The sequence below is a fragment of the Salinicola peritrichatus genome, assembly GCF_003206715.1.
Classification (GTDB): domain Bacteria; phylum Pseudomonadota; class Gammaproteobacteria; order Pseudomonadales; family Halomonadaceae; genus Salinicola; species Salinicola peritrichatus.
In genome coordinates, this window is sequence record NZ_PZJU01000037.1 from 23,870 (window position 1) to 49,529 (window position 25,660).

Genomic DNA, 25,660 nt, shown 5'->3' on the forward strand with positions numbered 1-25,660 from the left:
ATGACAACTCATGACCGATACCACTACCGAAAAATTGCAGAAGGTTCTGGCACGTGCCGGTTACGGCTCCCGCCGCGAGATGGAAACGGCGATCAGCGCCGGGCGCGTCAAGGTCAACGGCCAGGTCGCCACGCTGGGCGACCGGATCGGCCAGCGCGACCGGGTATCGCTCGACGATCGCCCGGTCAACCTGCGCGCCAACGACGAAGTGCCGCGCCGGGTTATCATGTACAACAAGCCGGAAGGCGAGCTGTGCACGCGCAAGGATCCGGAAGGCCGTCGCACCGTGTTCGAGCGCCTGCCGCGGCTGAAGGGCGAACGCTGGATCGCGATCGGTCGTCTCGACATCAATACCAGCGGCCTGCTGTTGTTCACCACCGATGGCGAGCTGGCCAATCGATTGATGCACCCATCGCATCAGATCGAGCGCGAATATGCGGTGCGCGTCATGGGCAACGTGCAGCGCGAACACGTGGTCAACATGGTCGAAGGCGTGATGCTCGAGGACGGCCCGGCGCGTTTCACCGACGTGCAGGAGTTCGGCGGCGAAGGCATCAATACCTGGTTCCACGTGGTGATCATGGAAGGCCGCAACCGCGAGGTGCGCCGGCTGTGGGAATCCCAGGGGCTCACCGTCAGCCGCTTGAAGCGCGTGCGCTACGGCAACATCTTTCTCGACAAGCGGGCCAAGGCCGGTGAATGGCTGGAACTCTCCCAGGACGAGATCGATGAACTCTCCGCCATGGCGGGGCTCGAACCGCGCCAGGTGCCGGAACTGACTCCTCAGGAGAAGAACCGCTGGAACCGCGACAAGCACAAGCGTCGCCCGGTGACGGCAATGAAGAAGCCGCGCCGCCCGCGGCGTGAGGAGTCTTGAACGAGCCCCCTTGAGCCAGGTTGATCGTATCCTCGGGGGATTGGAAAAAACGCTTGCCTGCTCCGAGGCTTATCAGTACCATGTGCGCCCAGTCGGAAGGGGTCGTTAGCTCAGTTGGTAGAGCAGTTGGCTTTTAACCAATTGGTCGTAGGTTCGAATCCTACACGACCCACCACTTTCCGACGGGTCGATGTTTTTATCGCAAGTGCGATTGAACAAAGGTTCGTGGGTCGTTAGCTCAGTTGGTAGAGCAGTTGGCTTTTAACCAATTGGTCGTAGGTTCGAATCCTACACGACCCACCATCGATCTCTTCACCGCCTTCATGGCATCGATTCGGCATTCCATCGCCGATCGTACGTTCCGGGTCGTTAGCTCAGTTGGTAGAGCAGTTGGCTTTTAACCAATTGGTCGTAGGTTCGAATCCTACACGACCCACCATCGTACCTTTTCTAGAAATTCTGCATCGTTTCCCGGTAACCGATGAAATCCTTGCGGCGCTGCTCGATGCGGCTGGCCATGGCGTAGTCGCCGCTCTCCTTGGCGACCTGCTCGGCGGAGTCGAGCTGTCGAATCGCGGTGTCGATGCGGCCTTCGAGCTGTAACTGCTCGGCGCGGGCGAGCTGGCCCCAGGCATCGCGGCCGCTGCGACCTGCGGCTTCGGCGAGCAGGCCGAAGACGTTGGGATCCTCCGGATACTGTTCGCTCATGTCGCGCAGCACGTCGAACGCCTGCGCCGGCTGCGTCTGCAGCAATGCCTCCGCTTGTACCCACTGCGCCGGGTAGTAGCTCGGCGACAGCCTGAGGATGCGCCGGGCTCGGGCCAGCGCATCCTCGCGATGATTGGCGTCATAGGCGATCTGTGCCGCCGTTGCCGGGATCATGGAGAGGTCGGGGTAGTCGCGTGCCAGCGCGTCGAGCTTGTCGAGAGCGGCGACGTACCGGGTCTGCCTGGCGTCGTTCAGCGCCTCCAGATAGCGCACGGCCGCCTCGGGGGGATCGTCCTGCTCGAGCTCGGTCATCGCCTGGGATGGCATGTCCTGATTGAGCATCAGCAGCGCGCGCGCCCGGATCATGGCATAGGACGGATCGTCGCGATGCGCCGGCGAGGGTAACTGATCGGCGCGCGCCTGAGTATCGCTGATCCGCGACTCGGTCACCGGGTGGGTGAGCAGAAACTCCGGTGGATTGCCGCCTTGCAGCGCGGCGAGTTTCTGCAGTGCCCGGAACATCTCCGGCATCGCCTGCGGGTCGTAGCCGGCCTTGGCCATGGCATTGAGCCCGACGCGGTCGGCTTCCTGTTCGAAACGCCGGGAGTAGGCGAGCTGATCCTGAATGAAGGCGGCCTGGGAACCCATCATGGTCGCGATACCCGCGCTGCCGCCGCCGCCCGCGGCAATGATCATGCCCGCGAGCATCGCTGCCATGGTCGGCAGCTGGGTCTCCTCGACACGCTCCATGCGCCGTGCATAGTGACGCTGGGCGAGGTGGCCGAGCTCATGGGCCAGCACCGAGGCGAACTCGTCCTCGTCCGGCGCCGAAGCGAACAGTCCGGCATTGACGCCGACCACGCCGCCCGGCACGGCGAAGGCATTGAGCAGACGGCTATCCACCAACGTGACCACCAGGCGCGCATCGACACCGCTGTAGGGCACCAGTTTGGCCAGTACCGAGCGTACATAGGTCTGGGCAATAGGGTCCTGCCACTGCTCGGTCTGGGCGCGGAACTGGCGTAGCCAGGCGCGGCCCAGGTGATACTCGTCACTGGTGGTGACCGTGGCGCTGGTGCTGCCGAGATCGGGGAGCTGGTAACTCTGCTGGGCTTGCACCGACGGTGTGGTAGCCGCGAGAGTGGCGCCCAGTAGTGAGATGGCGATCAGGCGACCCTTGACGGGTGCGATGAATCTGTTCCTCATGCCGAGTCCCTATAGACAGGCGAAAGCGGCGGTAGCCGGTAAGAGCCTGTTCACAATCTGCTGCGCGTCGGCCAAACGTCGTTGAAACGACTTCGGAATACTCATTTACCCCTATGTAAACTCAAGCGCGAGCCCGGTCCTTCCCTTAGTCGTTTTCGCCTAGTTTGATCCTAGCTCGCTAGATCGTGAACAGGCTCCAACGGTTCTGCGTTATCATGCCTTCGACCGCAGCTTGCCGCAGACGTTGCCTGCAAACGTCATGGTATGCAACTGGCGCTGCGGCCCGGACGATCCATTACCCGTTCCAGGATATGTCATGCCCCAACAGCCCGATCAACGACTCGATGCCTCCGGTTTGCGCTGTCCGTTGCCCTTGCTCAAGGCCAAGCAGGCGCTGGCGGGTATGCAGCCGGGGCAACTGCTGGAAGTGATCGCCACCGATGCCGGTTCGTGGCGGGATTTCGAGAGCTTCGTCGAGCACAGTCGACACTCGTTGGTCGAGCGCGTCGCCGACGAGGGCGGTTATCGTTATTGGCTGCGCAAAGCGGGTAAGGAAACGACTGCATGAGCTTGAAAGGCGTTCTGCGTAACTGGTTCGAGCGTTACCTTTCCGATGAAGAAGCCATTACCCTGCTGATGTTGCTGGTCGGCGGCTTCGCCCTGGTGATCTGGCTGGGCAAGGCATTGGCGCCATTCCTCACCGCGCTGGTCGTCGCTTTTCTGCTGCAGGGCGTGGTAGCCTGGCTGGAACGGCGCGGCCTGCCTCGATTGTTGGCGGTGGGGCTGGTGTTCCTGCTGTTCGTGGGGGCGTTGCTGGCATTGGCCCTGGTCGTGCTGCCATTGGTATGGAACCAGATGGTGGAGCTGGTGCAGGAAGCGCCGAGTATGTTCGCCAGCGGACAACAGTGGCTGGGGGACCTGCAAGCCCAGTACCCTACGATAGTGACGCCGGACCAGGTGCAGGACTGGACCGCCACCGCCGGACGCCAAGCCTCGCAGTTCGGTCAGCGCGCACTGACCTTCTCGCTGGCCTCCCTGGGCAACCTGATGGCGGTCATCATCTATCTGGTACTGGTACCGATACTGGTCTTCTTCATGCTCAAGGATCGCGAACGGCTGGTCGAGTTCCTGCTCTCGCTGCTGCCGCGCAAGCGCACCCTGATGACCCGCATCTGGCAGGAGATGGACGACCAGATCGCCAACTATGTGCGCGGCAAGACCATCGAGATCATCATCGTCGGCGGGGTGGCGTTCATTACCTTCTGGGCTTTCGGCCTGCCTTACGCGGCGCTGCTCGGGCTGGTCGTGGGCCTTTCCGTGCTGGTGCCCTACATCGGTGCGGCGGTGGCGACGCTGCCGGTGGCCGCGGTGGCGGGGTTTCACTTCGGCATGGGCGAACAGTTTCTTTACGTGCTGGTCGCCTACGCCATTCTGCAGGCGCTCGATGGCAACGTGCTGGTACCGGTGCTGTTTTCGGAAGCGGTCAACCTGCACCCGGTGTCGATCATCCTGGCGGTGCTGTTCTTCGGCGGGCTATGGGGCTTCTGGGGCGTGTTCTTCGCCATCCCCCTGGCCACGCTGATCAAGGCGCTGGTGCAGGCCTGGCCGCGAGGCGAGTCGCGCCAGGCCGAAATCGTGGAAGACACGTAGCGGGCGAGACGGATTCAACCGTTTAGTTCGCGTGCCGCGGCCAGGACTTCGTCGACATGACCGGGGACTTTCACGCCGCGCCATTCGCGGGCGAGCTTGCCGTCGGCGTCGATCAGGAAGGTGCTGCGCTCGACGCCCAGATGCTCCTTGCCGTACATCTTCTTTAATTTGATGACGTCGAACTGCTGGCACACCGCTTCGCCGCGGTCGGAGATGAGTTCGAACGGAAAGCCCTGCTTGGCCTTGAAGTTCTCGTGGGATTTCACGCCATCCCGCGAGACCCCGAAGATCACGGTATTGGCATCGGCAAACGCCTCGGCCCGGTCGCGGAAATCGCCGCCTTCGGTGGTGCAGCCGGGCGTGCTGTCCTTGGGGTAGAAGTAGAGCACGACCTGCTTGCCGCGATAGTCGCTCAGGCGGAAGGTCGTGTCGCTGGTGGCTTCGGCGGTGAAATCTTCGACGGGCTGCCCGACGCTGATTGCCATGCTGGTCTCCTGATTGTGATGAAAGAGTCGTGATGAAAGAGTTGCGGTGGAAAAGGCGGAAGCGGTGCCGCTGGGACCGAACGATAGCTGATCTCGGCGGTCAATGCTCGGTAGCGAAGTAGATTCCGGTGCATGCCCGTACCGGCAGGAAGCGCTGATCGAGGGGCGGTTGGCTGTACACGCTGGTGCTGCCTGAGTACCATCTGGTGTTTGCGAAACCGTGCCCGGTACGGTGATGCCCTGCCATACGCAGGCAAGGGTGCGGACGTCAGGAGCCGGCACGGCTCGGCAGAGTTGGCGAAATGCGCTTCACCGGCCTTCGACGGGCTTCCACGCCTATCCGGTCATTAGGGAGAGAACAGCAAGATGATCACAGGCAGCATCGTCGCCATGGCGACGCCGATGAAAGCCGGTGGCGAGATCGATTGGGAGGCGCTGCGCCGCCTGGTGAACTTCCATCTCGATCACGGCACTGACGCCATCGTCGCCGCCGGTACCACCGGCGAGCCGACCACCATGTCGTTCGCCGAGCACTTCGATGTGATTCGCACGGTGGTCGAAGAAGTCAACGGTCGCATTCCGGTCATCGCCGGTACCGGTGCCAACAACACCACCGAGGCTGTCGAGCTGGCCCGCTACGCCAGCGAAGTCGGTGCCGACTGTTGCCTGTCGGTGGCGCCCTACTACAACAAGCCGACCCAGGAAGGCTTGTTCCAGCACTTCAAGGCCGTCGCCGAGGCCAGCGAACTGCCGATCATCCTGTACAACGTACCGGGCCGGACCTGTTCGGACATCTACAACGAGACGGTTTTCCGTCTGGCCGAGCTCGAACGCATCGTCGGCCTGAAGGATGCGACCGGCAATCTCGAACGTGCCGAAGAGTTGATCGAGCGCCTCAAGGGCAGCGGTTTCGCGCTCTATTCCGGTGATGACTCCACCGCTTGCGATTTCATGTTGATGGGGGGCCATGGCGACATCTCGGTTACCGCCAACGTCGCTCCCAAGTCGATGCATGATCTCTGCGTCGCGGCAACCAGCGGCCAGCGCGAGAAGGCGCACCAGATCAATGCCCGGCTGGCGCCGCTGCATACCGCGCTGGGAATCGAATCGAATCCGATCCCCGTCAAGTGGGCGCTCAACCGCATGGGCTACGCGGACAAGGGCATCCGGTTGCCACTGACGTGGCTCTCCGAGCGCTACCACAGCAACGTCGGCGAGGCGTTGCAACTGGCGGGCATCGAATCCGCGTAAGCCGATTTGCTGCGTTGTTCCAGCCCATCGCTTCGAACCATTGCCACGAATCCTTGCCACGAACATAAGGTGGATGCATGAAGCCCATCCTCAAATGGATGCTCCTGATGTTGTGCTCGTCGCTGGCGCTTGCCGGCTGCGGCCTGTTTCAAGATGGCAATTACTACGACCGTAACGACGAGTACCGCAACGCCAAGATGAGCGAGCCGTTGCAGTTGCCGGATTCGCGCAATCCGATCCGCTATCAGGATTCCATGCCGGTTCCGCAGGCCGATAGTGATTTCATGGCTTCCGAGGCCGACGGTGACGCACCGCGTCCCCAGCCTCTCGCGGCCAGTCAGGGCGACGACCAGCCCTACGTCGAGCTGCGCGAGGCGGGCAGCGAACGCTGGCTGCTGATCAACGCGGCACCGGCCAGCGTATGGCCGCGGTTGCAGGGCTTTGCCGTCGATCACGGCGTCAACACGACCGCCATCGATGCCGCCAATGGCCGAATCCAGACCGCTCAGGGCGCTTTGAGCCTGCGTCAGGGACTGCGTAGCGGCACCAGCGAAGTGCGCTGTGACATCGGTGGCAGTGCGCAGTGTCTGAGCGCGGTCAAGGCTTATCTGGAAGCCAACGGCGGCGCGGACAGCGGTGTGTCGCTGGCGGCCCAGCCGCTCGACCAGAACGAGCGCGTCAAGTTGCTCAACCGTCAGGGGCACTGGCAGCTCGACCTGGCACTCGATGCCGAGCGCGCCTGGTCCGAGCTGCTCTATCAGTTGCAGAACTTCGACGCCGAGCGTTTGAAGCTGGTCGACCAGAATCGCAGTGCCGGTCAGTTCTACGTCGACTATCGCCCGCTCGATGCCGACAGCGGCGGCTGGTTCGACTGGTTCGGCGACGACAATGACGGGTTCCAGCACTACCGCCTGCAGCTCGACTCCGATGCCGCCACGACTACGCTGACGGTCAGCGATCCCGATGGGGGCGAAGTACCGGGCGCCGCGGCGCGGGAGTTGCTCGACGCGATCGCGGCGACACTGCGCTGATGGCGCAACCGTCGGCAGCAGGGCTGCGCTCCTCACCAGGGCTGCATTTCGCCTCGCTGGGCAGTGGCAGCAAGGGTAACGCGACGCTGGTCAGCGACGGCGAGACCCTAGTGCTGGTGGATTGCGGCTTCGGCGTGCGCGAGGCGGAAAAGCGTCTCGCGCGGCTCGGCGTCCACCCGCGGCAGCTTGCGGCGGTGCTGGTGACTCACGAGCACAGCGATCACATCACCGGGGTCGGCGCGCTGGCGCGGCGGCACCAGTTGCCGGTCTATCTCAGCGCCGGCAGTTGGCTTTCCGGCAAGCTGGGCGAGGTACCCAGGCACGAGTTGCTGGTGCCCCAGGCGCGCTTCGCCATCGGCGGGCTGGAGATCGACCCGGTGACCGTGCCCCACGACGCCCGCGAGCCGATTCAGTTCTGTTTCCGCGCCCACGGTCGCCGCCTCGGCGTGCTGACCGATCTGGGGCATCCGACGGCGCATGTGGTCGAGGCCTTCCGCGGCTGCGATGCGCTGTTCCTCGAATGCAATCACGATCCCCGCATGCTCGCCGAAGGGCCTTATCCGCCCTATCTCAAGCGCCGGGTCGCCGGCCGCTGGGGGCATCTGGCCAACGGCCAGGCGGCCGAGCTGCTGCGTCAATTGGGGCTCGATCGGCTGCAGCGGATTGTCTGCTCGCATCTGTCGGAGCAAAATAACCACCCCGAGCTGGCGCTGGCGGCCCTGGTGCCACTGCTCGACGGCGATGAATCACGGCTGCTGGTCTCGGCACAGGACCGGGGAACCGATTGGCAGCACGTCGCGTGACGCTACCCGTTGCGTCGCTTCAGACATCGCTAAGTTTTCATACTCAAGAATCAGCTGCCCCGACGGGGCCGCGACGCGGAGACAGCCCCCATGCACAAACGCGACCTTCTCTATGCCGGCAAGGCCAAGTCGGTCTACCTGAGTGACGACCCGCAGCGGCTGGTGCTGCATTTCCGCGACGATACCAGCGCTTTCGACGGCAAGAAGAAGGAGGCGCTGGCACGCAAGGGCTTGGTCAACAACCAGTTCAACGCCTTCATCATGGGCAAGCTCCAGGCGGCGGGGATTCCGACCCATTTCGAGCAGTTGCTCTCCGATACCGAGTGCGTGGTCAAGAAGCTCGAGATGATCCCGGTCGAATGCGTGGTGCGCAATCTGGCCGCCGGTGGTCTGGTGCGCCGCCTCGGCGTCGAGGAGGGCATCGCATTGAACCCGCCGACCTTCGAGCTGTTCTTGAAGAACGACGAAAAGGGCGACCCGATGATCAACGAGTCGCTGGCTGAAACCTTCGGCTGGGCGACGCCCGAGCAGTTGGCGACGATGAAGTCGCTGACCTTCCGCGTCAACGAGGTGCTCAAGCAGCTGTTCCTCGATGCCGGCATGCTGCTGGTCGACTACAAGCTCGAGTTCGGCGTGTTCGACGGCGAAGTCGTCCTCGGCGATGAGTTCTCGCCCGATGGCTGCCGTCTGTGGGACGCCGAAACGCGGGAAAAGATGGACAAGGACCGCTTCCGACAGGGACTGGGCGGCGTGATCGAGGCTTACGAGGAAGTGGGGCGTCGGCTGGGGATCACGTTCGGCTAAGGCGCTTGTTCTTGCGGTGCTTGTCCTGACCGATACCGGAAGCCCCGACAGCCGAGCTGTCGGGGCTTCTTCATGTGCAACGGCGGCAACAGCGAAACCCAGGCCGATGCGGCGCTGTCAGTCGACCCGCTCGGCACCGAGAATGGCGATCGGTTCGCGCGGTACGTCGGCATGCGGCCCCTGGCGTCCGGTCGGCACCTCGGCGATGGCGTCGACCACATCCATTCCCGAGACGACGTGGCCGAATACAGTATAGCCCGGAGTGTAGAGATCGCGATAATCGAGCGCGGCGTTGTCGACCAGATTGATGAAGAACTGGCTGGTGGCCGAATCGGGATTGGCGGTCCGCGCCATGGCGATCGTCCCGCGGGTATTCTTCAGGCCGCTCTTCTCCAGGGCGATGGGGTCATGCGTCTGTCTGGGTTCGAGTTCGGCGCTCATGCCGCCGCCCTGGATCATGAAGCCGGGAATCACGCGGTGGAACACGGTATCCGCATAGAAACCTTCGCCGACGTAGCGCAGGAAGTTCTTCACCGTGTTCGGCGCCGCCTGGGCATCGAGTTCGATCTCGATGTCGCCCTGGCTGGTTGCCAGGCGCACATGGGGATGATCCGCATCCGCCAGCGCCGGCAGGGCGACCAGAGACAGGGTAATCAGACCCAGGCACCATAGCGACTTCAGCATCGAAATACTCCAGATAATCGTCGGGAAGACAGCCTAGCCGGAACGCTCGGCCGTGTCATCGGCGTTCGACCGCTTCGACCATGAGTTCGGTTTCACCGTCGCGCTCGACGGCGCGAAAACGCACGTTCACATCCCGCAGGAAGATACCGTACTCGCGTGACGTATCGTGATAGGCGGGGCGGGGATCCTGCGTCAGCACCTCTCCGATCAGACGAGTCAGCGTCTGACCGTCGGGATGCTCGGCCAGCGCGCGAACGGCATCGGCGCTGAACGAGACCGGGCACGCCGGCGGGGCTGCCGGTGCGAATCCGGCGCGGGCCTCCGGTCGCGATTCCGCCCAGGGCAGATAGGGCTTGATGTCGAGGATCGGTGTCGCGTCGCTCAGATCGTGGCCGCGCAGGTGCAGCTTCACTCTGCTGCGATGCTTCTCGAGCCGGGAGCCGGCGATGGGAAGCGCCGCCGGAGTCGGCCGCGGGCTGGACTCGATATTCACCAGTTCGACCAGCGAGAGCCCCAGACGGTTGGGCCGATGCGTGCTGCGGCTGGCGAAAACGCCGATGCGCCGGTTACCGCCGAGCCGTGGCGGACGCACCCGTGGCGACCAGCGAGTCGGGCTGCGGTCGAAGACGAAGGTGAGCCAGAGATGGCTGAAGGTGTCGAGCCCTTCCACCGTTTGCGGATCGTCGAACGCCGAATCGAGATAGACGATCGCCCGCGCCGTCGGGGCCAGACCGGGCTGGCGGGGGATACCGAACTTGTCGGGATAGTCGCTCGAGACATGGCCGATCGCGGAGAGAGAGAAGGCGTCGATGGCCTCGAAATCGGTGGCGGAGGTCTTCAAGAGGAGAAATTCCGTAACGGTGCCATACTGTGACCGGATGCGTTTCCTTCGCTCGCAGCATACCAAGGGAAGGTGGTTCGGCCCACGGTCGCGTGGGGCGGATGCGGTTTCGACGAAGGCGGCGCAACGTGATCGGTATGCCGAACGACCAGGGAGAGGTTCGAGATGAGTTTCCTACATGTCTATCACGAGGCCGATGGCGATCAATCGCTGTTGATGACCCAGGACCCCGAACGTATCGGGCTGGAGCTGGTGGCCAACCAGATTCAGTTTCGTCGTTATACGTTGCCGCCATTGATGCCGAGCGCCACCGCCGACGCCGTACTCGACCAGCACGCGGCGATCATCGACGAGCTCTGCCAGCTCAGCGGCTGCCGGCGTGTCGAGCTGCGCGGCATGAGTCCGGTCTATCCCGATGGCGACCTGCGACGCGAGCTGCTTTCCACCGAATCTCGCAGTGCCAGCGAGAACTGGCACCTGTTCCTGCACGGTCAGGCGATCTTCTACCTGCATTTGGGCTACCGTGTCTATGTCGTCGGTTGCGAGCGCGGCGACCTGATCTCGATTCCGGCGAACGTGCCGCACTGGTTCGACATGGGACCGCAGCCGGATTTCGTGACCTTGAGTTTGAGCAATGTCGAGTCGCATCATCTAGCCGAGACGACCAGCGATATCGCACAGCGTTTTCCACGCTTCGAGGCGCTGGTCGGCGACGCTGCGGCGTGAGCGGAATGCGCCGCCCTCATCGATCCAGGAGAGCGCACGATGCTTGAGCGTACCCGTTTTCGCGAAGCCCTGCCGCGCGATGCCGCGGATCAGGCCGAAGTGTTCCATCACGCCGTGATGGAAGGCGCTTCCAGCCATTACAGCCTGGCCCAGCGCGAGGCCTGGGCGGCGGCATTGCCTCGAACCGCCGAGGCATGGATGGCGCGTCAGGCACTCTATCCCACCTTGGTCGCCGAGTGCGACGGCCACTGTATCGGCTTCTGCGAGCGAGACGCCACGGAAGGACGCATCGAAACGCTCTACGTCTGGCCCTCCGTCGCGCGTCAGGGCATCGGCTCGCAGTTGCTGGCGCTCACGCTGGCGGCGTTGCGCGAGGCTGGGCATGAGTCGATCACCATCGACGCCAGCCTGGTGCTGGCGCCGAGTCTGCTGGCGCGTGGCTGGTCGCAGGTCGCGGAGGATTGGGTCGAGCGCCACGGCGAGCGTCTGCCACGGGTGAGATTGCATTACATTCCGCAGTAACAAGCGCTTTTCCCGCCGGACGGAATCCGTTAAAGTCGCTTTCATTATGAAAGTGAGTAAGGGCATCGAATTCTGCCCGATCGCCCGTGCGCTGGAATGCGTCGGCGACAGCTGGACGCTATTGATCGTGCGTGACGCATTGCAGGGCGCGACGCGTTTCGATCAGTTCCAGCGCGATCTGGGCATCGCTTCCAACATGCTGACCCGCCGTCTCGACCGCATGGTCGCCAATGGATTGTTCGAGAAGCGTCGTTACCAGACGCGCCCACCGCGTTTCGAGTATCGCCTGACCGAGAAAGGGCGCGCTCTGGCGCCGGTGATTCTCACGCTCTATCAGTGGGGGGAGCATCACCTGCCGATCGAAGCCCGGGGTCAATGGCTCGTTCATCGGCTGACACGGCAACCGATCGAACCGACTCTCCATGACGGCCGGCAGGGTGGCCCGCTCGATCTGGGCGACGTCAGACTCGTACCCGGACCCGATGCCACGCCGGCGATTCGCCTGCGTGCCGAACGCATGCAGGCGGCATTCGAGAACGCCTGCGCTTTTTCCGCCAGCCCCGACGACACGCCGGCCGACTCCGAGCCCGCCTGCGGGGACTGGCACCCGATCAACGACTGAAAGGACAATGTCATGCGACGTATCGTAGTGACTGGCATGGGCATCCTCTCGCCGCTCGGTTGCGGCGTCGAGACGGTATGGCAACGACTGCTGGCGGGCGCCTCCGGGCTGCGTCGGCTACCGGCCGAGACCGTCGAGGGGCTGGCCGCCGGCGTTGGCGGCCCGGTGCCGACCATCGAGGAAGACAGCGCCGGCTTCGATCCCGATGCCACCATCGATCCCAAGGAGCGGCGCAAGATGGACCGCTTCATTCAGATGGCGGTGGTCGCGGCGCAGGAAGCGCTGACCCAGGCCAACTGGGTTCCGCAGACGGAAGCCGAGAAGGAGCGCACCGCGACCCTGATCGGCTCCGGCATCGGCGGCTTTCCGGCAATCGCCGAGGCGGTCCGCACCGTCGACAGCCGTGGCCCGCGCCGGCTGTCGCCGTTCACCATTCCCTCGTTTCTCGCCAACCTCGCCTGTGGCCAGGTCTCCATCCGGCATGGTTTCAAGGGACCGTTGGCCGCGCCGGTGACCGCTTGTGCCGCCGGCCTGCAGGCGATCGGCGACGCCGCCCGCATGATCCATGCCGGCGAGGCCGATATCGCCCTGTGCGGCGGCAGCGAGGCGTGCATCGATCGCGTCAGTCTCGGTGGCTTCGCCGCCGCCAAGGCGTTGTCGACGCACTTCAACGACACGCCGGAGCAGGCTTCCAGGCCGTTCGACCAGGCCCGCGACGGTTTCGTGATGGGCGAGGGCGCGGGGCTGATCGTGATCGAGACGCTCGAGCACGCCCAGGCCAGGGGCGCGACGCCGATCGCCGAGCTGGTCGGCTACGGCACCACCTCCGACGCCTATCACATGACCGCCGGCCCCGAGGATGGCGACGGCGCCGCTCGCGCCATGCGGATCGCACTGCGACAGGCGGGGCTGGAGGCATCCGACATTCAGCACCTCAATGCCCATGCCACCTCGACGCCGGTAGGCGATCGTGGCGAACTCGCGGCCATTCACCGTCTGTTCGGTGAGCATTCGCCGGCGATCAGCGCGACCAAGGCGGCCACTGGCCATCTGCTCGGCGCGGCCGGTGGCGTCGAGGCGATCTTTACGCTGCTGGCGCTGCGCGATCAGACCGCTCCATTGACGCGCAACTACACCGATCCCGATCCGCTGGCGGCGGACCTGGACGTGGTTCACGGCGAGTCGCGCAAGATATCGATGGAACACGCCATCTGTAACGGCTTCGGTTTTGGTGGCGTCAACGCCAGCGTGATCTTCAAGCGGTTCTGACCGGGCTTCGCCCGGAGCTGTAAGCCATAAGAGCGGCGCTTTGCGCCTGGAAGTTTGAAGAAAAGGCAAGGTCAAAAGCTGAGACTGAACTCCCAGCGATTCAATGGGGTTCGATTTGGCTTTTGCTTTTCCTTACAACTTACAGCTTCCAGGCGCGAAGCGCCGCTCTTTCCGCTTACTGACCCGGAGGGTCAGGCCATCGTATCGACGATCCCGCCTTCGACGCGCATCGCCGCGCCGGTGGTGGCGCTGGCCTGGGGCGAGGCGAGGTAGACGCAGAGATTGGCGACTTCGTCGACATCGGCGACACGCTGGATGATCGAGGAGGGGCGGTTCTCCTTGACGAAGTTGGCTTCGGCCTCGGCCTCGCTGATGCCCCGCTGCTTGGCGATGTCGGCGATCATCTTGCCCACGCCTTCGGACTTGGTCGGCCCGGGCAGCACCGCGTTGACCGTGACCCGGGTGCCCGTCAGCACCTTGGCCAGCCCGCGTGAAATCGACTGCACGGCGCTCTTGGTCATGCCGTAGTGGACCATCTCGGGCGGGATGTTGAGCGCGGACTCGCTCGACAGGAACTGGATCCGACCCCAGTTCCGCTGCTTCATGCCCTGAGCGTAATGGCGCGACAAGCGCACGGCGCTCATCACATTGACATCGAAGAACTGCTGCCACTCTTCGTCGCTGATCTCGAAGAAATCCCTGGGCTCGAAGATGCCGACGTTGTTGATCAGGATGTCGCAGGAAGGCTTCTGTCCGATCAACAGGCGGCAGCCCTCGGCAGTGCCCAGATCGGCAGCGACGCCATCCACGGAGGCGCTCGGCAGCTCGTGCCTGAGTGTCGCGACCGCCGCGTCGACTCGGGGCCGGGTACGCCCGGTCACGGTGACGCCGGCGCCGGCATTGGCCAGTCCCTTGGCGATGGCCAACCCGATGCCCGCGGTGGAGCCGGTGATGATGGCGGTCTTGCCCGACAGATCGATCTTCATGAGGGTTCTCCTTGCCTTCGGTAACGGAAAAGATGCTGCTCCCTGATCCTGGCAACCATGGTCTCGACGAAAGTCGCAGGAGTACACTTCCACATCGGGGCGCTTTTCGCAAATAGCCGTCCCATCGCTGAAAGCCGAGGCGACACCGCCTCCTTATACTCAACTGACACAACCCTAACCTTCAGGGAGAACAAGATGGCCGCTAGCCCGACACGTGACGATTTCGACCGCTACATGACGCCCAACTACTCGCCGCAGCAGGCGATTCCGGTGCGCGGCGAGGGCAGCCGCCTGTGGGATCAGACGGGCAAGGAGTACATCGATTTCGCCGGCGGCATCGCGGTCAATGCCCTCGGTCATTGTCATCCGGCACTGGTCGATGCGCTGACCACGCAAGCCAACAAGGTCTGGCATCTCTCCAACGTCTATACCAACGAGCCGGCGCTCTCCCTGGCGAGGGAAATGGTCGAGCGGACCTTCGCCGACAAGGCCTATTTCTGCTCTTCCGGCGGCGAGGCCAACGAAGCGGCGTTCAAGCTCGCCCGGCGCTGGGCATACGACAACTTCGGCGAGAAGAAGCACAAGATCATCTCGTTCAGGCAGGCGTTCCACGGCCGTACGCTGTTCACCGTGAGCGTCGGTGGTCAGCCCAAGTACTCCGAGGGTTTCGGCCCGATCCCGGGCGGCATCGTGCATGCCGAGTTCAATGATCTCGACAGCGTGCGCGAGCTGATCGACGACGATACCTGTGCCGTGGTGGTGGAGCCGATCCAGGGCGAGGGCGGCGTCACCCCCGCTAGCCAGGAATTCATCGGCGGTCTGCGCGAGCTATGCGACCGGCACCAGGCGCTGTTGGTGTTCGACGAGGTGCAGTCCGGCGTCGGCCGCAGCGGCAAGCTCTACGCCTACATGCATTACGGCGTGACGCCGGACATCCTGACCACGGCCAAGGCCTTGGGCGGCGGTTTTCCCATCGGTGGCATGCTGACCACCGACCGGGTGGCGCCGTCGCTGGCGGTGGGTACCCACGGTTCCACCTATGGTGGCAACCCGCTGGCCTGCGCCGTCGGCCTGGCGGCACTGACCACCATCGATACGCCTGAAGTTCTGGATGGCGTCGAGCGTCGTCACGAACTCTTCCGCGAGCATCTCGAGGCCATCAACCGTAAGTATGGCGTGTTCAAGGAGATTCGCGGCATGGGCCTGCTGATCGGCGCCGAGATGAGTGACGACTTCCAGGGTAAGGCGCGGGACATTCTACCGCTGGCGCTGAAACAGGGCCTGATGATCCTGGTGGCCGGTCCCAACGTGCTGCGCATGGCGCCGTCGCTGGTGATCCCGGAAGCGGATATCCAGGAAGGCATGTCACGGCTGGAACTGGCCATCGGGCAACTCGTTAACCCGTCATGATCGATGCCGATGTTTTCCCGGGCGCCGCGGGGGAGGCCACAGCGCGAAGCGTGGGTCACCTACTGGTTCGCCCGGCGCAGTCGGGCGATCTGGCGGCGATCGAGCGGCTTGCCGGCGCTGCCACGCCCAAACTGACCAACCTGCCCGCGCATCGCGATCGGCTGGAGGAGCGGATCGCCCGCTCCTCGAGGTCGCTTTCGCACAACGTCGATTTTCCCGGCGACGAGATCTACACCTTCGTGCTCGAGGACCGGGATCTGGGCGAAGTCGTCGGCACCGCGAGCATCCGGGCCCAGGCGGGGGCGCAGGATGTCTATTACACCTATCGCCAGGAAACCCTGATCCACGCCTCTCAGCAGCTCAACCTGCGCCACGAGGTACAGACGCTGTCGCTGTCTCACGAGATGTCGGAAGTCTCGCTGCTTTGCGCGTTGTCGCTGGATTCCCGCTATCGCGGTACCAGCGCGGCGACACTGCTGCGACGGGCGCGGCTGATGTTCATCGCCCAGTATCCCGAGCGCTTCGCCGAGACGCTGGGCGTTGCCTTCCCCGGCTACCTCGACGAGGACGGTGGTTCGCCGTTCTGGGACAGTGTCGGTCGTCACTTCTTCGAGCAGGGCTACCACGAGATCAATCTGCTGGCGGGCGTGCGCTCGAAAAGTTTCATCGCCGAGGTGATGCCGCAGTTTCCGCTCTATCTGCCGCTGCTGAGCCCCCAGGCCCGCGCGGCGATCGGGCGCGAGCATCCCGCCCATGAACCGGCACTGCAGGAGATGCTGGCCGAAGGCTTCGTGCGTTCGCGTCACGTCGATATCTTCGATGCCGGTCCGGTGCTGCGTGGCGAGCGCCAGCGGCTGCGGACCCTGACCCACTGCGGCTGGCATCCGGTGCGGATTCGCCCGGAGGCCTCGCTGCCGGATGCCGAACCGGCGATGGTCGCCAACCAGCAACTGGCGGATTTTCGCTGCACCGTCGCCCGCTATGCGCTCACGCCGACGGGGCAACTGATGCTGTCGGAAGCGCAGGCGGCGCTGCTCGGCGTCGAGGAGGGCCGTGCGGTACTGGTCGCGCCGCTGGCGTTACCCAATGTCGAAGACGCGCTGGACGAGGGAGAACTGTAATGCGCCTGCGACCCATTGGGCATCACGATATCGACGAGCTGCAGGCGTTGGCGCAGGAGACCGGCGTCGGCTTCACGTCGCTGCCGAACAGTCGTGAATTCCTGACGGCCAAGATCGACAAGGCGGTGGCCGCTTTCGAAGGCCGCGTTCCCGAGCCCGAGCGGCTCTATTTCTTCGTGCTGGAAGATGAGTCGAACGGCGAACTGGCGGGCTGCTGTGCGATCGAGGCCGAGGTCGGTCGGGATACGCCGTTCTATCACTATCGCGTCGGCAAGCTGGCCCATTCTTCGGTCCAGCTCGACCTGCACCGCACCATCGATACGCTGTTTTTGAGCTCCGACCACACCGGCGATGCCGAAGTCGCCTCGCTGTTCCTGCGTCCGGCTTATCGCCGCGACCGCAACGGCACGCTGCTCTCCAAGGCGCGCTGGCTGTTCATGGCCGAGTTCCGCGAATGCTTTCCGGCCAAGGTGCTGGCGGAAATGCGCGGTGTCTTCAGTCCGGAAGGCGTCAGCCCGTTCTGGCAGAGTCTGGGCAGTCACTTCTTCCCGATGGAGTTCAAGCAGGCCGACCAGCTCACCGGCATGGGACAGAAGAGCTTCATCGGCGAGCTGATGCCGAAGTATCCGATCTATACGCCATTCCTGCCGCAGGCGGCACGCGACTGCATCGGCCAGGTCCACGAGCACACCCGGCCGGCGCTGGAAATGCTCAAGAAGGAAGGGCTGCGCTGGGAAGGCTATATCGACATCTTCGACGGCGGCCCCACGGTGGAGGCCTATATCGACGACGTTCGCGCCATTCGCCACTCATCCTGCGTCACGGTCGAGGTCAGCGGCGATCCGCTCTCGCAGCCGGAGCGTCCGGGCTGGCTGGCGGCGACCACCGGCATGAGCGACTTCCGTTGCAGCTGGATCGGCCGCGGCCCCGGCAAGGATGGCGTGATCACGCTCACCGTCGCGGAAGCCGAGCGGTTGGATGTAGCCAGTGGCGACCGGTTGAGGGTGCTGGAAACTTGAGAAGACATCAGTCGGAAGAGATAAGCGCCGCGACGCGGCTAGAAGTCATAAGTTGGAAGAAAAAGCCAAGTCAAAAGCGAAAAGTCGGTTGTTGGGTTTTGTAGTGATGGTTGGATTTTTGCTTCTTCTTTCTGACCTCTTATCTCTTCCTTCTCGTTTCAGAACAACCAGGAGCGACATATGCACGCCAGGCAACAACTGCTGATCGACGGCCGCTGGATCGACGGCGCCGCCGCGCGTTTCGACAAGCGCGATCCCATCTCGGGAGAGACGCTGTGGCAGGCCGCGGCGGCCTCGCCGGAGCAGGTCGACGAGGCGATCGCGGCCGCGCGGCGTGCGTTTCCTGACTGGGCGCGTCGGCCGTTTGCCGAACGCCAGACCATCGTGGAGCGTTTCCGTGACGAGCTGGAGGCCAATCGCGAACCGCTGGCCGAGTGCATCGCGCACGAGACCGGCAAGCCGATCTGGGAAGCGCGCACCGAAGTGGGCGCGATGATCGGCAAGGTGGCGATCTCGTTGACCGCCTATCACGAACGCACCGGCGAACGTGCCCGGGATGCCGGCGGCACGCGGGCGGTGCTGCGGCATCGCCCGCATGGTGTGCTGGCGGTTTTCGGTCCTTATAACTTTCCCGGACATCTGCCCAACGGCCATATCGTGCCGGCGCTGCTGGCGGGTAACTGCGTGGTGTTCAAACCCAGCGAACAGACGCCGATGACCGCCGATCTGACCTTGCAATGCTGGGAGCGGGCCGGGTTGCCCGCCGGCGTGATCGACCTGGTCCAGGGCGCGGCGGAGGTCGGCCAGGCGTTGGCGGGCAACGCCGATATCGACGGCCTGCTGTTCACCGGCAGCGCCAGGGTCGGCGGGCTGCTGCATCGTCAGTTCGGCGGTCAGGTGAGCAAGATCCTGGCGCTGGAGCTGGGCGGCAACAATCCGCTGGTGGTCAAGGATGTGCGCGATCTCGACGCGGCGGTGCTGACCATCGTCCAGTCGGCATTTCTCTCCGCTGGCCAGCGCTGCACCTGTGCGCGTCGCCTGATCGTGCCGGCGGGTGAATCCGGCGACCGGTTGGTCGAGAAACTGGCGCAGACCCTGGCCGAACTGCGCGTGGCGGAACCCTTCAGCGAGCCGGCGCCGTTCTATGCCGGGCTGGTCAGTCCGCAGGCGGCGGAAGGCCTGCTCGAGGCGCAGCGTGATCTCGAGGCCCGTGGCGGTCGTGTGCTGGTACGCATGCAGTCGCTGCAGGCCGGCACCAGTCTGCTCTCGCCGGGGCTGGTCGACGTCACCGGCTGCGAGGTGCCGGACGAGGAGCACTTCGGGCCGCTGCTCAAGGTCCATCGATACGAGAACTGGGACGAGGCGATCGAACTCGCCAACGATACCCGCTATGGACTTTCCGCTGGCTTGATCGGCGGCGACCAGCCCGACTGGGACGATTTCCTGCTACGCATTCGTGCCGGCATCGTCAACTGGAACCGCCAGACCACCGGCGCCTCCAGCGACGCGCCGTTCGGCGGCATCGGCGACAGCGGCAATCATCGCCCCAGCGCCTATTACGCCGCCGACTACTGCGCCTATCCGGTCGCCTCGATGGAGGCCGACACTTTGACGATGCCGGCAGAGCTGCCGCCGGGAGTCGTGCTATGAGCATGTCGAGCGATAGCGACGTACGCGAGGTCAATTTCGACGGCCTGGTCGGGCCGACCCACAACTATGCCGGCCTGGCCCATGGCAATGTGGCCTCGATGCGCCACGGCGGGCTCGCCTCCAACCCGCGCGAGGCCGCGCTGCAGGGGCTGGCCAAGATGAAGTCGCTGATGGATGCCGGTTACGCCCAGGGCGTACTGCCGCCGCAGCAGCGTCCCGACCTGGGTGCGCTGCGCGCCCTGGGGTTCAACGGCAGCAATGCCGCGATCCTCGCTCGTGCCGCGCAGGAGGCACCGCAGCTGCTGCGCGCGGTGTGCTCGGCGTCTTCCATGTGGACCGCCAACGCGGCCACGATCTCGCCGAGCCTCGATGCGCCCGACGGTCGCGTGCACTTCACGCCCGCCAACCTGCAATCGAGCTTCCATCGCTATCTCGAGCCGGAGACCACGGGGCGCGTGCTGGCGGCGATCTTCCGCGACGAGTGCCATTTCGCCCATCATCCGGTGCTGCCGGCGACGCCGGCGTTCTCCGACGAGGGTGCGGCCAATCACACCCGATTGTGTGGCGATCATCACGAGCCCGGCGTGCATCTGTTCGTCTACGGTCGGCACGCCTTCGGCGGCGAACGCTCGCCCAAACGCTATCCGGCGCGTCAGACGCTGGAGGCGAGCCAGGCGGTCGCGCGCCAGCATGGCCTCGAGGATTCGCAGGTCGTCTTTGCTCAGCAGCATCCCGATGCCATCGATGCCGGCGTGTTCCACAACGACGTCATCGCGGTGGGCAACGGGCCGGTGCTGCTCTATCACGAGATGGCGTTTCTCGACGAGGAGAAGACGCTGGATGCGTTGCGCCAACGAATGACGACGCCACTCATCCCGATACGTGTGCCCAGCGAAGCGATCAGTCTCGAGGACGCGGTATCGACCTATCTGTTCAACTCGCAGCTGCTGTCGAATCCGGATGGCAGCATGACGCTGGTGGTGCCGGGCGAGTGCCAGGAGAACGAATCCGTCTGGCGCACGATTCAGGATCTGCTGCTGGCGGGCTACAACCCGATCAGCGATGTCCTGGTCAAGGACGTCAAGCAGAGCATGCGCAACGGCGGCGGCCCTGCCTGCCTGCGCCTGCGCGTGGTGCTCTCCGCGGCCGAGCGCCAGGCGCTGAGCGGCCGGGTGCTATTGGACGACGCGCTGTATGCCGATCTGACGGGCTGGGTCGAGCGTCACTACCGCGACAGCCTGACGCCGGACGAGCTGGCCGACCCGCAGCTCGCCGACGAGACGCTCACGGCGCTGGATGAGCTGACCCAGCTGCTGGAAATCGGCAACGTCTACCCGTTTCAGCGCGAGTCGACGACACGCGCGTAGTTCAGAGTTCGCCGCTTTTTGAGCCGCCTTGGCCGCGCCTCGTCCATTCACGTTGGTCAACGACGTCGGCTCAGCGCGGCAAGACCAAACAGAGCGCCCGCGACGACCGCCGTGGTGATGACAGGATGCATCGAGGCCTGGGTGTAGAGGCTGGTTGTGGAAACATGGTGCGGATAGCTGCCACGTTCGCGCATATCGATGCCGGGTTCGTGCAGGGCAAAAGCGTGACGATGCTCCGCGTGCCCCGACTTCTGCCGATCGATCATCGGACCTTTCATGATGCGATCGGTCAGACGCGGCGCGAGGTCGCCGAGCATCGCGATCGCCTTGCTGCCGCCTCCGGCACGGATATCGCGTTTGGGATGGACGGCGCAATGCAGGATCGCCTTGGCGACGACGCTCGGCTCATATAGCGGAGGCGGCAGGCTGGGTTCCTGCTCGAGATGGTTGTGGGCGTGCTCGGCATAGGGCGTGGCGATGCTGGCGGGTTTGACCAGGGTGACGGAAATCGGCGCGCCCAAGGCCTCGAGCTCCATGCGCAGCGCATCGGTAAAGCCCTTGATGGCATGCTTGGAGGCGGAATACATGCCCTGAATCGGGATCGCGCGGTCGGATACCAGCGAACCCAGATTGATGATCGCGCCGCCGTGCCCCGCGGTGCGTGTGGAGAGATAACGCGCCGCTTCCAGCGAGCCGTGAACGACGCCCCAGAAGTTGGTCTCGAACAGCTTGCGATGATCTTCCAGCGGCACATCGAGCATATAGCCGTACACCGACACCCCGGCGTTGTTGATCCAGGTATCGAAGCCGCCGAAATGCTCGAACGCGGTTTCGGCGATGCCATGCACCTGAGCGGGATCGCCCACGTCGGCCACGGCGTGCACCGCCTCGGTGCCACGCTGGCGGAGTTCCTCCACCAGCTGAATCAGCGTGTCTTCGTTGCGCGCCGAAACCACGAGGCGCGCGCCGCGATCGGCGGCCATGCGCGCCGTGGATAGACCGATGCCGGAGGTCGCGCCGGTAATCACGACGACCTGATCTTCGAGGTGCTTCAGTTTGATGCCCATGTCCGCTCTCCTTGTCCGTCCTGACGTGCCATGCTTTCACTCCAGGCATGGCCTCTTTCCTGAGTCGTGACCTTAAGGATAGGAGGCGTGTAGCAATTGCAAAGCGAAGCGGCGCGGTTTTACTCCTCTCCCAGCCTGACCATCTTCGGCCGGCCGATCAGTACCCCGGCCACGCTCTGCCCGGCGAGCAGCACGATCAGGAAGATCAGCGATAGCTGCCAGTCGCCGCTCAGGCCATGCAGGGCACCGAACAGCAGCGGGCCGCTGGCGCCCATCAGGTAACCGATGCTCTGGGACATGCCCGAGAGCATGGCGGCGTGCTGGGGCTGTCGCGTACGCAGCACGATCATGGTCAGCGCGAAGCTGAAGCAGCCGCCCTGGCCGGCGCCGAGCAGCAGCGCCCAGAGAATCGGCGAGGCGGTGGGCGCCAGCAGCAGGCCGAACAGCGCGATGGCGACCAGTGCGCAGAGTCCCAGCACCAGCAGGCTGTGGTGGGTGAGGCGCGAGGCCAGCCGGGCGATGAAGTAGCTGCCCGGGATGCTGGTCAGGTTGATCAGCGAGAGCATGATCCCGGCGGTCGCCTCGGGTACGCCGGCCTGGATTGCCACCGCCGGCACCCAGGTCTGCAGGGTGTAGAAGCCGAGTGACTGAGCGCCCATGAACAGCGTCAGGGTCCACGCCACCGGATTCCTGAACAGGCGCGACATCGGCGGGCGGCGCGTGGCGGCCTGTTCTTCCGGTGCCAGAGATAGCGCCACGCGCCACCACACGATGGCGGAACCGATGCCGAAGACGGCCCACAGCCAGATCGGCGTGGACCAGCTCCCCGAAAGATTCATCAGCGGAATCGCGCTGCCGGCACTGATCGTGGCGCCGACGCCCATCATCACTGTATAGAGTCCCATGGTGCGGCCCAGGCGATCGCCGCGGTCGCGCTTGACCAGGCTCGGCATGAAAACGTTGCCGAAAGCGATGCCCAGTCCCGCGCACAGCGTTCCCAGCAGCATGATCGTCAGGCTCTCGACGCCGCGCAACACGCCGCCGATGGCGATCAGCGTGATGGCGCAGGCGATGGCGCGGTCGAGGCCGACTCGGTCGGCGAATCCCGGCGCCAACGGCGAGAGCAGCCCGAAGCAGAGAATCATTCCGGTGGTGAACAGGCTTGCCGTGCCGGCGCCGATGGAGAGCGTCGACATGATCGGATCGAGCACCGGGCCGATCACCACGATCGGCGCACGCAGGTTGATCGCCGCCAGGCCGAAGGCCAGTAGCCACAGCCAGGCTGGTAACGGAGAACGGGAAGTCGATGCTGAAGACACGAACGGCCACCTGTTGTGAGCGGGACGGCATCTTAGCATCGATGAATCGTCAGGCGGACCCAACCTTGATCGAATGGTCCAGCTTCAGGTGACGGGCAAGTGGCGGTGTCAGTGTGCCGACTCGTAGCGAAGTCCAGGCTTGCATGGGTAAAATGATCGTTTTACATTGAGGCCATGGATATTCGCACACGACTCATCTCGACCGCCGAGCGACTTTTCGACCGGTACGGTTTCACCGCCACCGGCATGGACCGGCTGACGCAGGCCGCAGGGATCTCCAGCCGCACGCTCTACAAGCACGTCGGCAGCAAGAACGGTCTGATGGCGGCCGTCCTGGGCGAACGGGATCGTCGCTTTCATCGCTTGATGACTGTCGACAGCGTCGATGCGCTGTTCGCCTCACTGGAAACGTGGATCGACCAGGAAGGCGCGCGGGGCTGTCTGTTCCTGCGGGCCTGGGGAGAAACCGGCGGTGACGTACCGGAGATCGCCGAGGCGATGGCGCGACACAAGCAGCGCCTGCAGGAACGCATCGACGAAATCGTCGTGGCGGAGATCGGCCGCCGCGACGACGAACTCGCCGAAGCGCTTCTGCTGCTGTTCGAGGGCGCGACCCATGCCGCGGCCTATAGCGGCAGCGCGGCTATCGCCGGCGCTCGCCGGGCAGCGCGGCGGCTGATCACGGACGCCCGCGCTTAGCGGATGCCGTTCGGGCACGGCAATCAATAACTCTGACAGCCTGACAGCACCATGGCTCTATCCTCCGGTCAAGGCCGGCGGATTCGCTACGACTGTAAGGAAAACGATCATTTTACATCACGGCTATTGTCTGGGGCGTTTCGGTAGCGTCCGATTCATCAGCCAAGGAGAATTCCGATATGACCCGCCAAGAACGTCGACTGGTCATTGCCGGCACCATGCTGATCGGCGTGAGCTACGGACTGGCGCGCTTCGCCTACGGTCTGTTCCTGCCGAGCATGCGCGACGATGTCGGCTTGAGCTCCGCCGCGGCCGGCATCATCGCTAGCGGTGCCTATGTCGGCTATTGCGTTGCCATCGTGACCAGCGCGCTACTGGTGGAGCGTCTCGGCGCGCGCCGGATGGCGGTCGCCGCAGCACTGATCGCAGCAGGTGGCATGGCAGTCGTCGCCGTCAGCACCAGTGCGATTTGGTTGGCCGGCGGCGTTCTGTTCGCGGGGCTGAGCACCGGGCTGGCATCGCCGCCCATGGCACAGGCGGTCTCGAGCGCGGTCCCGGTGGACAGGCAGGGACGCGCCAATACCGTCATCAATGCCGGCACCAGCCTCGGTGTCGCCGTCTCCGGGCCGGTCGCCTTTCTTGCCACCGGCCAGTGGCGGATCGCCTATGCCGTCTTCGCCGTTGCTGCGCTGCTCAATGCGTTACTGCTGTTGATCAGTGTGCCGCGAGCGAATGCCGGTGGCGACCGTCGGCGTGATGTCCGGCAACAGGTTCATGGCGGAGCTCTCCAGCGCCCGCGTGCGCTGGTGCTGATCGCGGCGGCCACCGGCATGGGCATGGCCAGCGCCGCTTTCTGGACCTTCTCCAGCGATGTCATCCTCACGCAGGGGCATCTCGATCAGGGCGTGGCCAATGTGACGTGGATCGTGATCGGCATGGCCGGACTGGCGGGCGCGGCGGCCGGCGATCTGATCGACCGACTTGGGCTCAATGTCGTCCATCGGGGGACGCTGGCAATGCTGGCGCTGTCGTTGTGGCTATTGGTATTGAGCCCCTCGAACCTGCCGATGGTGTTCGTCTCCGCGGGCCTCTTCGGCGCCGCCTATATCATGCTCACCGGGGTCTATCTGGTCTGGGGCGTCAGGCTCTACGCGGATCGGCCGGCGATCGGGCTGGGGCTGCCTTTTCTGATGATCGCTATCGGCCAGGTCATCGGCTCGCCGTTGGCCGGCTATCTGATCGGCAGCGCAGGATACACTGTCTGCTTCGTTGTCTTTGCGGTGATCGCCCTGGCGACGGTGCTGGCCGGATATCACTCGGATAGGCAGGGGAGCGGCACGGAGCCGAGTCAAAACGTTTCCCCGCGGATGGATATGGCACGCCCGCCGTCACCCCCGATCCCGCGCTTCTACATGCCGGCCATGCCGCCGCTGTGGTTGATCGAGAAGATCGGCCGGAGACTCGGCGGTTGGCTTGGTGCCCGGACCGATAGACGCTGAAGCCAACGGTGAGGTCGCCGGCCAGGCGAGCGCATCTTCCCGAG

25 protein-coding genes and 3 tRNA genes are annotated in these 25,660 nt (G+C 64.4%); 21 read left to right on the plus strand and 7 right to left on the minus strand.

The annotated features are described in order from the left end of the window. Window positions 1–10 precede the first annotated feature (10 nt). From rluB to DOM57_RS14060, 4 genes are all read left to right on the plus strand, one after another. Entirely contained in the window at window positions 11–877 is an 867-nt protein-coding gene (rluB, locus tag DOM57_RS14045) for a 23S rRNA pseudouridine(2605) synthase RluB (RefSeq protein WP_110649826.1), read from the plus strand. 99 nt (window positions 878–976) lie between these two features. Next, window positions 977–1,052: transfer RNA gene (locus tag DOM57_RS14050), tRNA-Lys, on the plus strand. A gap of 52 nt (window positions 1,053–1,104) precedes the next feature. After that, window positions 1,105–1,180 (plus strand) — tRNA-Lys (locus DOM57_RS14055). A 60-nt stretch (window positions 1,181–1,240) separates the two neighbouring features. Beyond that, window positions 1,241–1,316: transfer RNA gene (locus tag DOM57_RS14060), tRNA-Lys, on the plus strand. A gap of 11 nt (window positions 1,317–1,327) precedes the next feature. Here DOM57_RS14060 and DOM57_RS14065 read toward each other — a convergent pair. Next, window positions 1,328–2,791 (minus strand): M48 family metalloprotease, encoded by a 1,464-nt coding sequence (locus tag DOM57_RS14065; RefSeq protein ID WP_110649827.1) that lies wholly within the window; start codon window positions 2,789–2,791, stop codon window positions 1,328–1,330. A gap of 316 nt (window positions 2,792–3,107) precedes the next feature. Between DOM57_RS14065 and DOM57_RS14070 the strand changes: the two genes are divergently transcribed. After that, entirely contained in the window at window positions 3,108–3,359 is a 252-nt protein-coding gene (locus DOM57_RS14070) for a sulfurtransferase TusA family protein (RefSeq protein ID WP_110649828.1), read from the plus strand. Next, entirely contained in the window at window positions 3,356–4,441 is a 1,086-nt protein-coding gene (locus DOM57_RS14075; RefSeq protein ID WP_110649829.1) for an AI-2E family transporter, read from the plus strand. The genes DOM57_RS14070 and DOM57_RS14075 overlap by 4 nt, the downstream gene beginning before the upstream one ends. A gap of 14 nt (window positions 4,442–4,455) precedes the next feature. On the opposite strand, the gene DOM57_RS14080 is transcribed toward DOM57_RS14075, so the two are convergent. After that, window positions 4,456–4,926, minus strand: a complete 471-nt coding sequence (locus DOM57_RS14080) for a peroxiredoxin (RefSeq protein WP_110649830.1) — start codon at window positions 4,924–4,926, stop codon at window positions 4,456–4,458. Between the two features lie 366 nt (window positions 4,927–5,292). Here DOM57_RS14080 and dapA point away from each other — a divergent pair, with 366 nt between their 5' ends. The 4 genes from dapA (at window position 5,293) to purC (ending at window position 8,815) form a co-directional block, all read left to right on the plus strand. Beyond that, a complete protein-coding gene (dapA, locus tag DOM57_RS14085; protein ID WP_110649831.1) occupies window positions 5,293–6,177 on the plus strand; it encodes a 4-hydroxy-tetrahydrodipicolinate synthase in 885 nt (294 codons plus the stop codon). A 77-nt stretch (window positions 6,178–6,254) separates the two neighbouring features. Further along, a complete protein-coding gene (gene bamC, locus DOM57_RS14090) occupies window positions 6,255–7,208 on the plus strand; it encodes an outer membrane protein assembly factor BamC (protein WP_110649832.1) in 954 nt (317 codons plus the stop codon). Then, window positions 7,208–8,011 carry an MBL fold metallo-hydrolase gene (locus DOM57_RS14095; protein WP_110649833.1) on the plus strand — a complete coding sequence of 268 codons (804 nt, stop codon included), beginning with the start codon at window positions 7,208–7,210 and terminating at the stop codon, window positions 8,009–8,011. Before bamC ends, DOM57_RS14095 begins: the two co-directional genes overlap by 1 nt. A gap of 90 nt (window positions 8,012–8,101) precedes the next feature. Continuing rightward, window positions 8,102–8,815: a phosphoribosylaminoimidazolesuccinocarboxamide synthase gene (gene purC / locus DOM57_RS14100; protein WP_110649834.1), complete on the plus strand. Its 714-nt coding sequence runs from the start codon at window positions 8,102–8,104 to the stop codon at window positions 8,813–8,815. Window positions 8,816–8,932: 117 nt separating this feature from the next. Here purC and DOM57_RS14105 read toward each other — a convergent pair whose 3' ends face one another. After that, entirely contained in the window at window positions 8,933–9,499 is a 567-nt protein-coding gene (locus DOM57_RS14105) for a peptidylprolyl isomerase (RefSeq protein ID WP_110649835.1), read from the minus strand. Window positions 9,500–9,554: 55 nt separating this feature from the next. Next, window positions 9,555–10,340, minus strand: a complete 786-nt coding sequence (gene tsaA / locus DOM57_RS14110; RefSeq protein WP_239496237.1) for a tRNA (N6-threonylcarbamoyladenosine(37)-N6)-methyltransferase TrmO — start codon at window positions 10,338–10,340, stop codon at window positions 9,555–9,557. A gap of 165 nt (window positions 10,341–10,505) precedes the next feature. Here tsaA and DOM57_RS14115 point away from each other — a divergent pair, with 165 nt between their 5' ends. The 4 genes from DOM57_RS14115 to fabF are packed head-to-tail and all read left to right on the plus strand — an operon-like array spanning window position 10,506 to window position 13,479. Then, window positions 10,506–11,066, plus strand: a complete 561-nt coding sequence (locus DOM57_RS14115) for a cupin (RefSeq protein ID WP_110649836.1) — start codon at window positions 10,506–10,508, stop codon at window positions 11,064–11,066. Between the two features lie 39 nt (window positions 11,067–11,105). After that, the gene (locus DOM57_RS14120; protein WP_110649837.1) at window positions 11,106–11,588 is read left to right on the plus strand and encodes a GNAT family N-acetyltransferase; all 483 of its coding nucleotides are present in this window, start codon (window positions 11,106–11,108) and stop codon (window positions 11,586–11,588) included. A 46-nt stretch (window positions 11,589–11,634) separates the two neighbouring features. Continuing rightward, complete coding sequence (locus DOM57_RS14125) at window positions 11,635–12,210, plus strand: winged helix-turn-helix transcriptional regulator (RefSeq protein ID WP_110649838.1); 576 nt, start codon at window positions 11,635–11,637, stop codon at window positions 12,208–12,210. A gap of 12 nt (window positions 12,211–12,222) precedes the next feature. Next, on the plus strand, window positions 12,223–13,479 hold the full coding sequence (gene fabF, locus DOM57_RS14130; RefSeq protein WP_110649839.1) for a beta-ketoacyl-ACP synthase II: 1,257 nt from the start codon (window positions 12,223–12,225) through the stop codon (window positions 13,477–13,479). Window positions 13,480–13,670: 191 nt separating this feature from the next. Here the strand turns inward: fabF and DOM57_RS14135 are convergent, their stop codons facing one another. Then, a complete protein-coding gene (locus tag DOM57_RS14135) occupies window positions 13,671–14,465 on the minus strand; it encodes an SDR family NAD(P)-dependent oxidoreductase (RefSeq protein WP_110649840.1) in 795 nt (264 codons plus the stop codon). Between the two features lie 195 nt (window positions 14,466–14,660). Here DOM57_RS14135 and DOM57_RS14140 point away from each other — a divergent pair, with 195 nt between their 5' ends. The 5 genes from DOM57_RS14140 to astB all read left to right on the plus strand — a co-directional run bounded on the left by DOM57_RS14140 (window position 14,661) and on the right by astB (window position 21,032). After that, entirely contained in the window at window positions 14,661–15,875 is a 1,215-nt protein-coding gene (locus DOM57_RS14140; RefSeq protein WP_110649841.1) for an aspartate aminotransferase family protein, read from the plus strand. Window positions 15,876–15,925: 50 nt separating this feature from the next. Continuing rightward, on the plus strand, window positions 15,926–16,996 hold the full coding sequence (locus DOM57_RS14145; protein WP_239496238.1) for an arginine N-succinyltransferase: 1,071 nt from the start codon (window positions 15,926–15,928) through the stop codon (window positions 16,994–16,996). Beyond that, complete coding sequence (astA, locus tag DOM57_RS14150) at window positions 16,996–18,015, plus strand: arginine N-succinyltransferase (protein WP_110649843.1); 1,020 nt, start codon at window positions 16,996–16,998, stop codon at window positions 18,013–18,015. Before DOM57_RS14145 ends, astA begins: the two co-directional genes overlap by 1 nt. Window positions 18,016–18,195: 180 nt before the next feature. Further along, a complete protein-coding gene (astD, locus tag DOM57_RS14155) occupies window positions 18,196–19,665 on the plus strand; it encodes a succinylglutamate-semialdehyde dehydrogenase (protein ID WP_110649844.1) in 1,470 nt (489 codons plus the stop codon). Beyond that, entirely contained in the window at window positions 19,662–21,032 is a 1,371-nt protein-coding gene (gene astB / locus DOM57_RS14160; RefSeq protein WP_110649845.1) for an N-succinylarginine dihydrolase, read from the plus strand. Before astD ends, astB begins: the two co-directional genes overlap by 4 nt. Before the next feature lie 56 nt (window positions 21,033–21,088). Here the strand turns inward: astB and DOM57_RS14165 are convergent, their stop codons facing one another. Continuing rightward, on the minus strand, window positions 21,089–22,099 hold the full coding sequence (locus DOM57_RS14165; RefSeq protein ID WP_110649846.1) for an SDR family oxidoreductase: 1,011 nt from the start codon (window positions 22,097–22,099) through the stop codon (window positions 21,089–21,091). A 119-nt stretch (window positions 22,100–22,218) separates the two neighbouring features. Then, window positions 22,219–23,418, minus strand: a complete 1,200-nt coding sequence (locus DOM57_RS14170) for a CynX/NimT family MFS transporter (protein ID WP_110649847.1) — start codon at window positions 23,416–23,418, stop codon at window positions 22,219–22,221. A 174-nt stretch (window positions 23,419–23,592) separates the two neighbouring features. Between DOM57_RS14170 and DOM57_RS14175 the strand changes: the two genes are divergently transcribed. Beyond that, window positions 23,593–24,117 carry a TetR/AcrR family transcriptional regulator gene (locus tag DOM57_RS14175; RefSeq protein ID WP_110649848.1) on the plus strand — a complete coding sequence of 175 codons (525 nt, stop codon included), beginning with the start codon at window positions 23,593–23,595 and terminating at the stop codon, window positions 24,115–24,117. A gap of 179 nt (window positions 24,118–24,296) precedes the next feature. Then, the gene (locus DOM57_RS14180; RefSeq protein ID WP_110649849.1) at window positions 24,297–25,616 is read left to right on the plus strand and encodes an MFS transporter; all 1,320 of its coding nucleotides are present in this window, start codon (window positions 24,297–24,299) and stop codon (window positions 25,614–25,616) included. Window positions 25,617–25,660 lie beyond the last annotated feature (44 nt).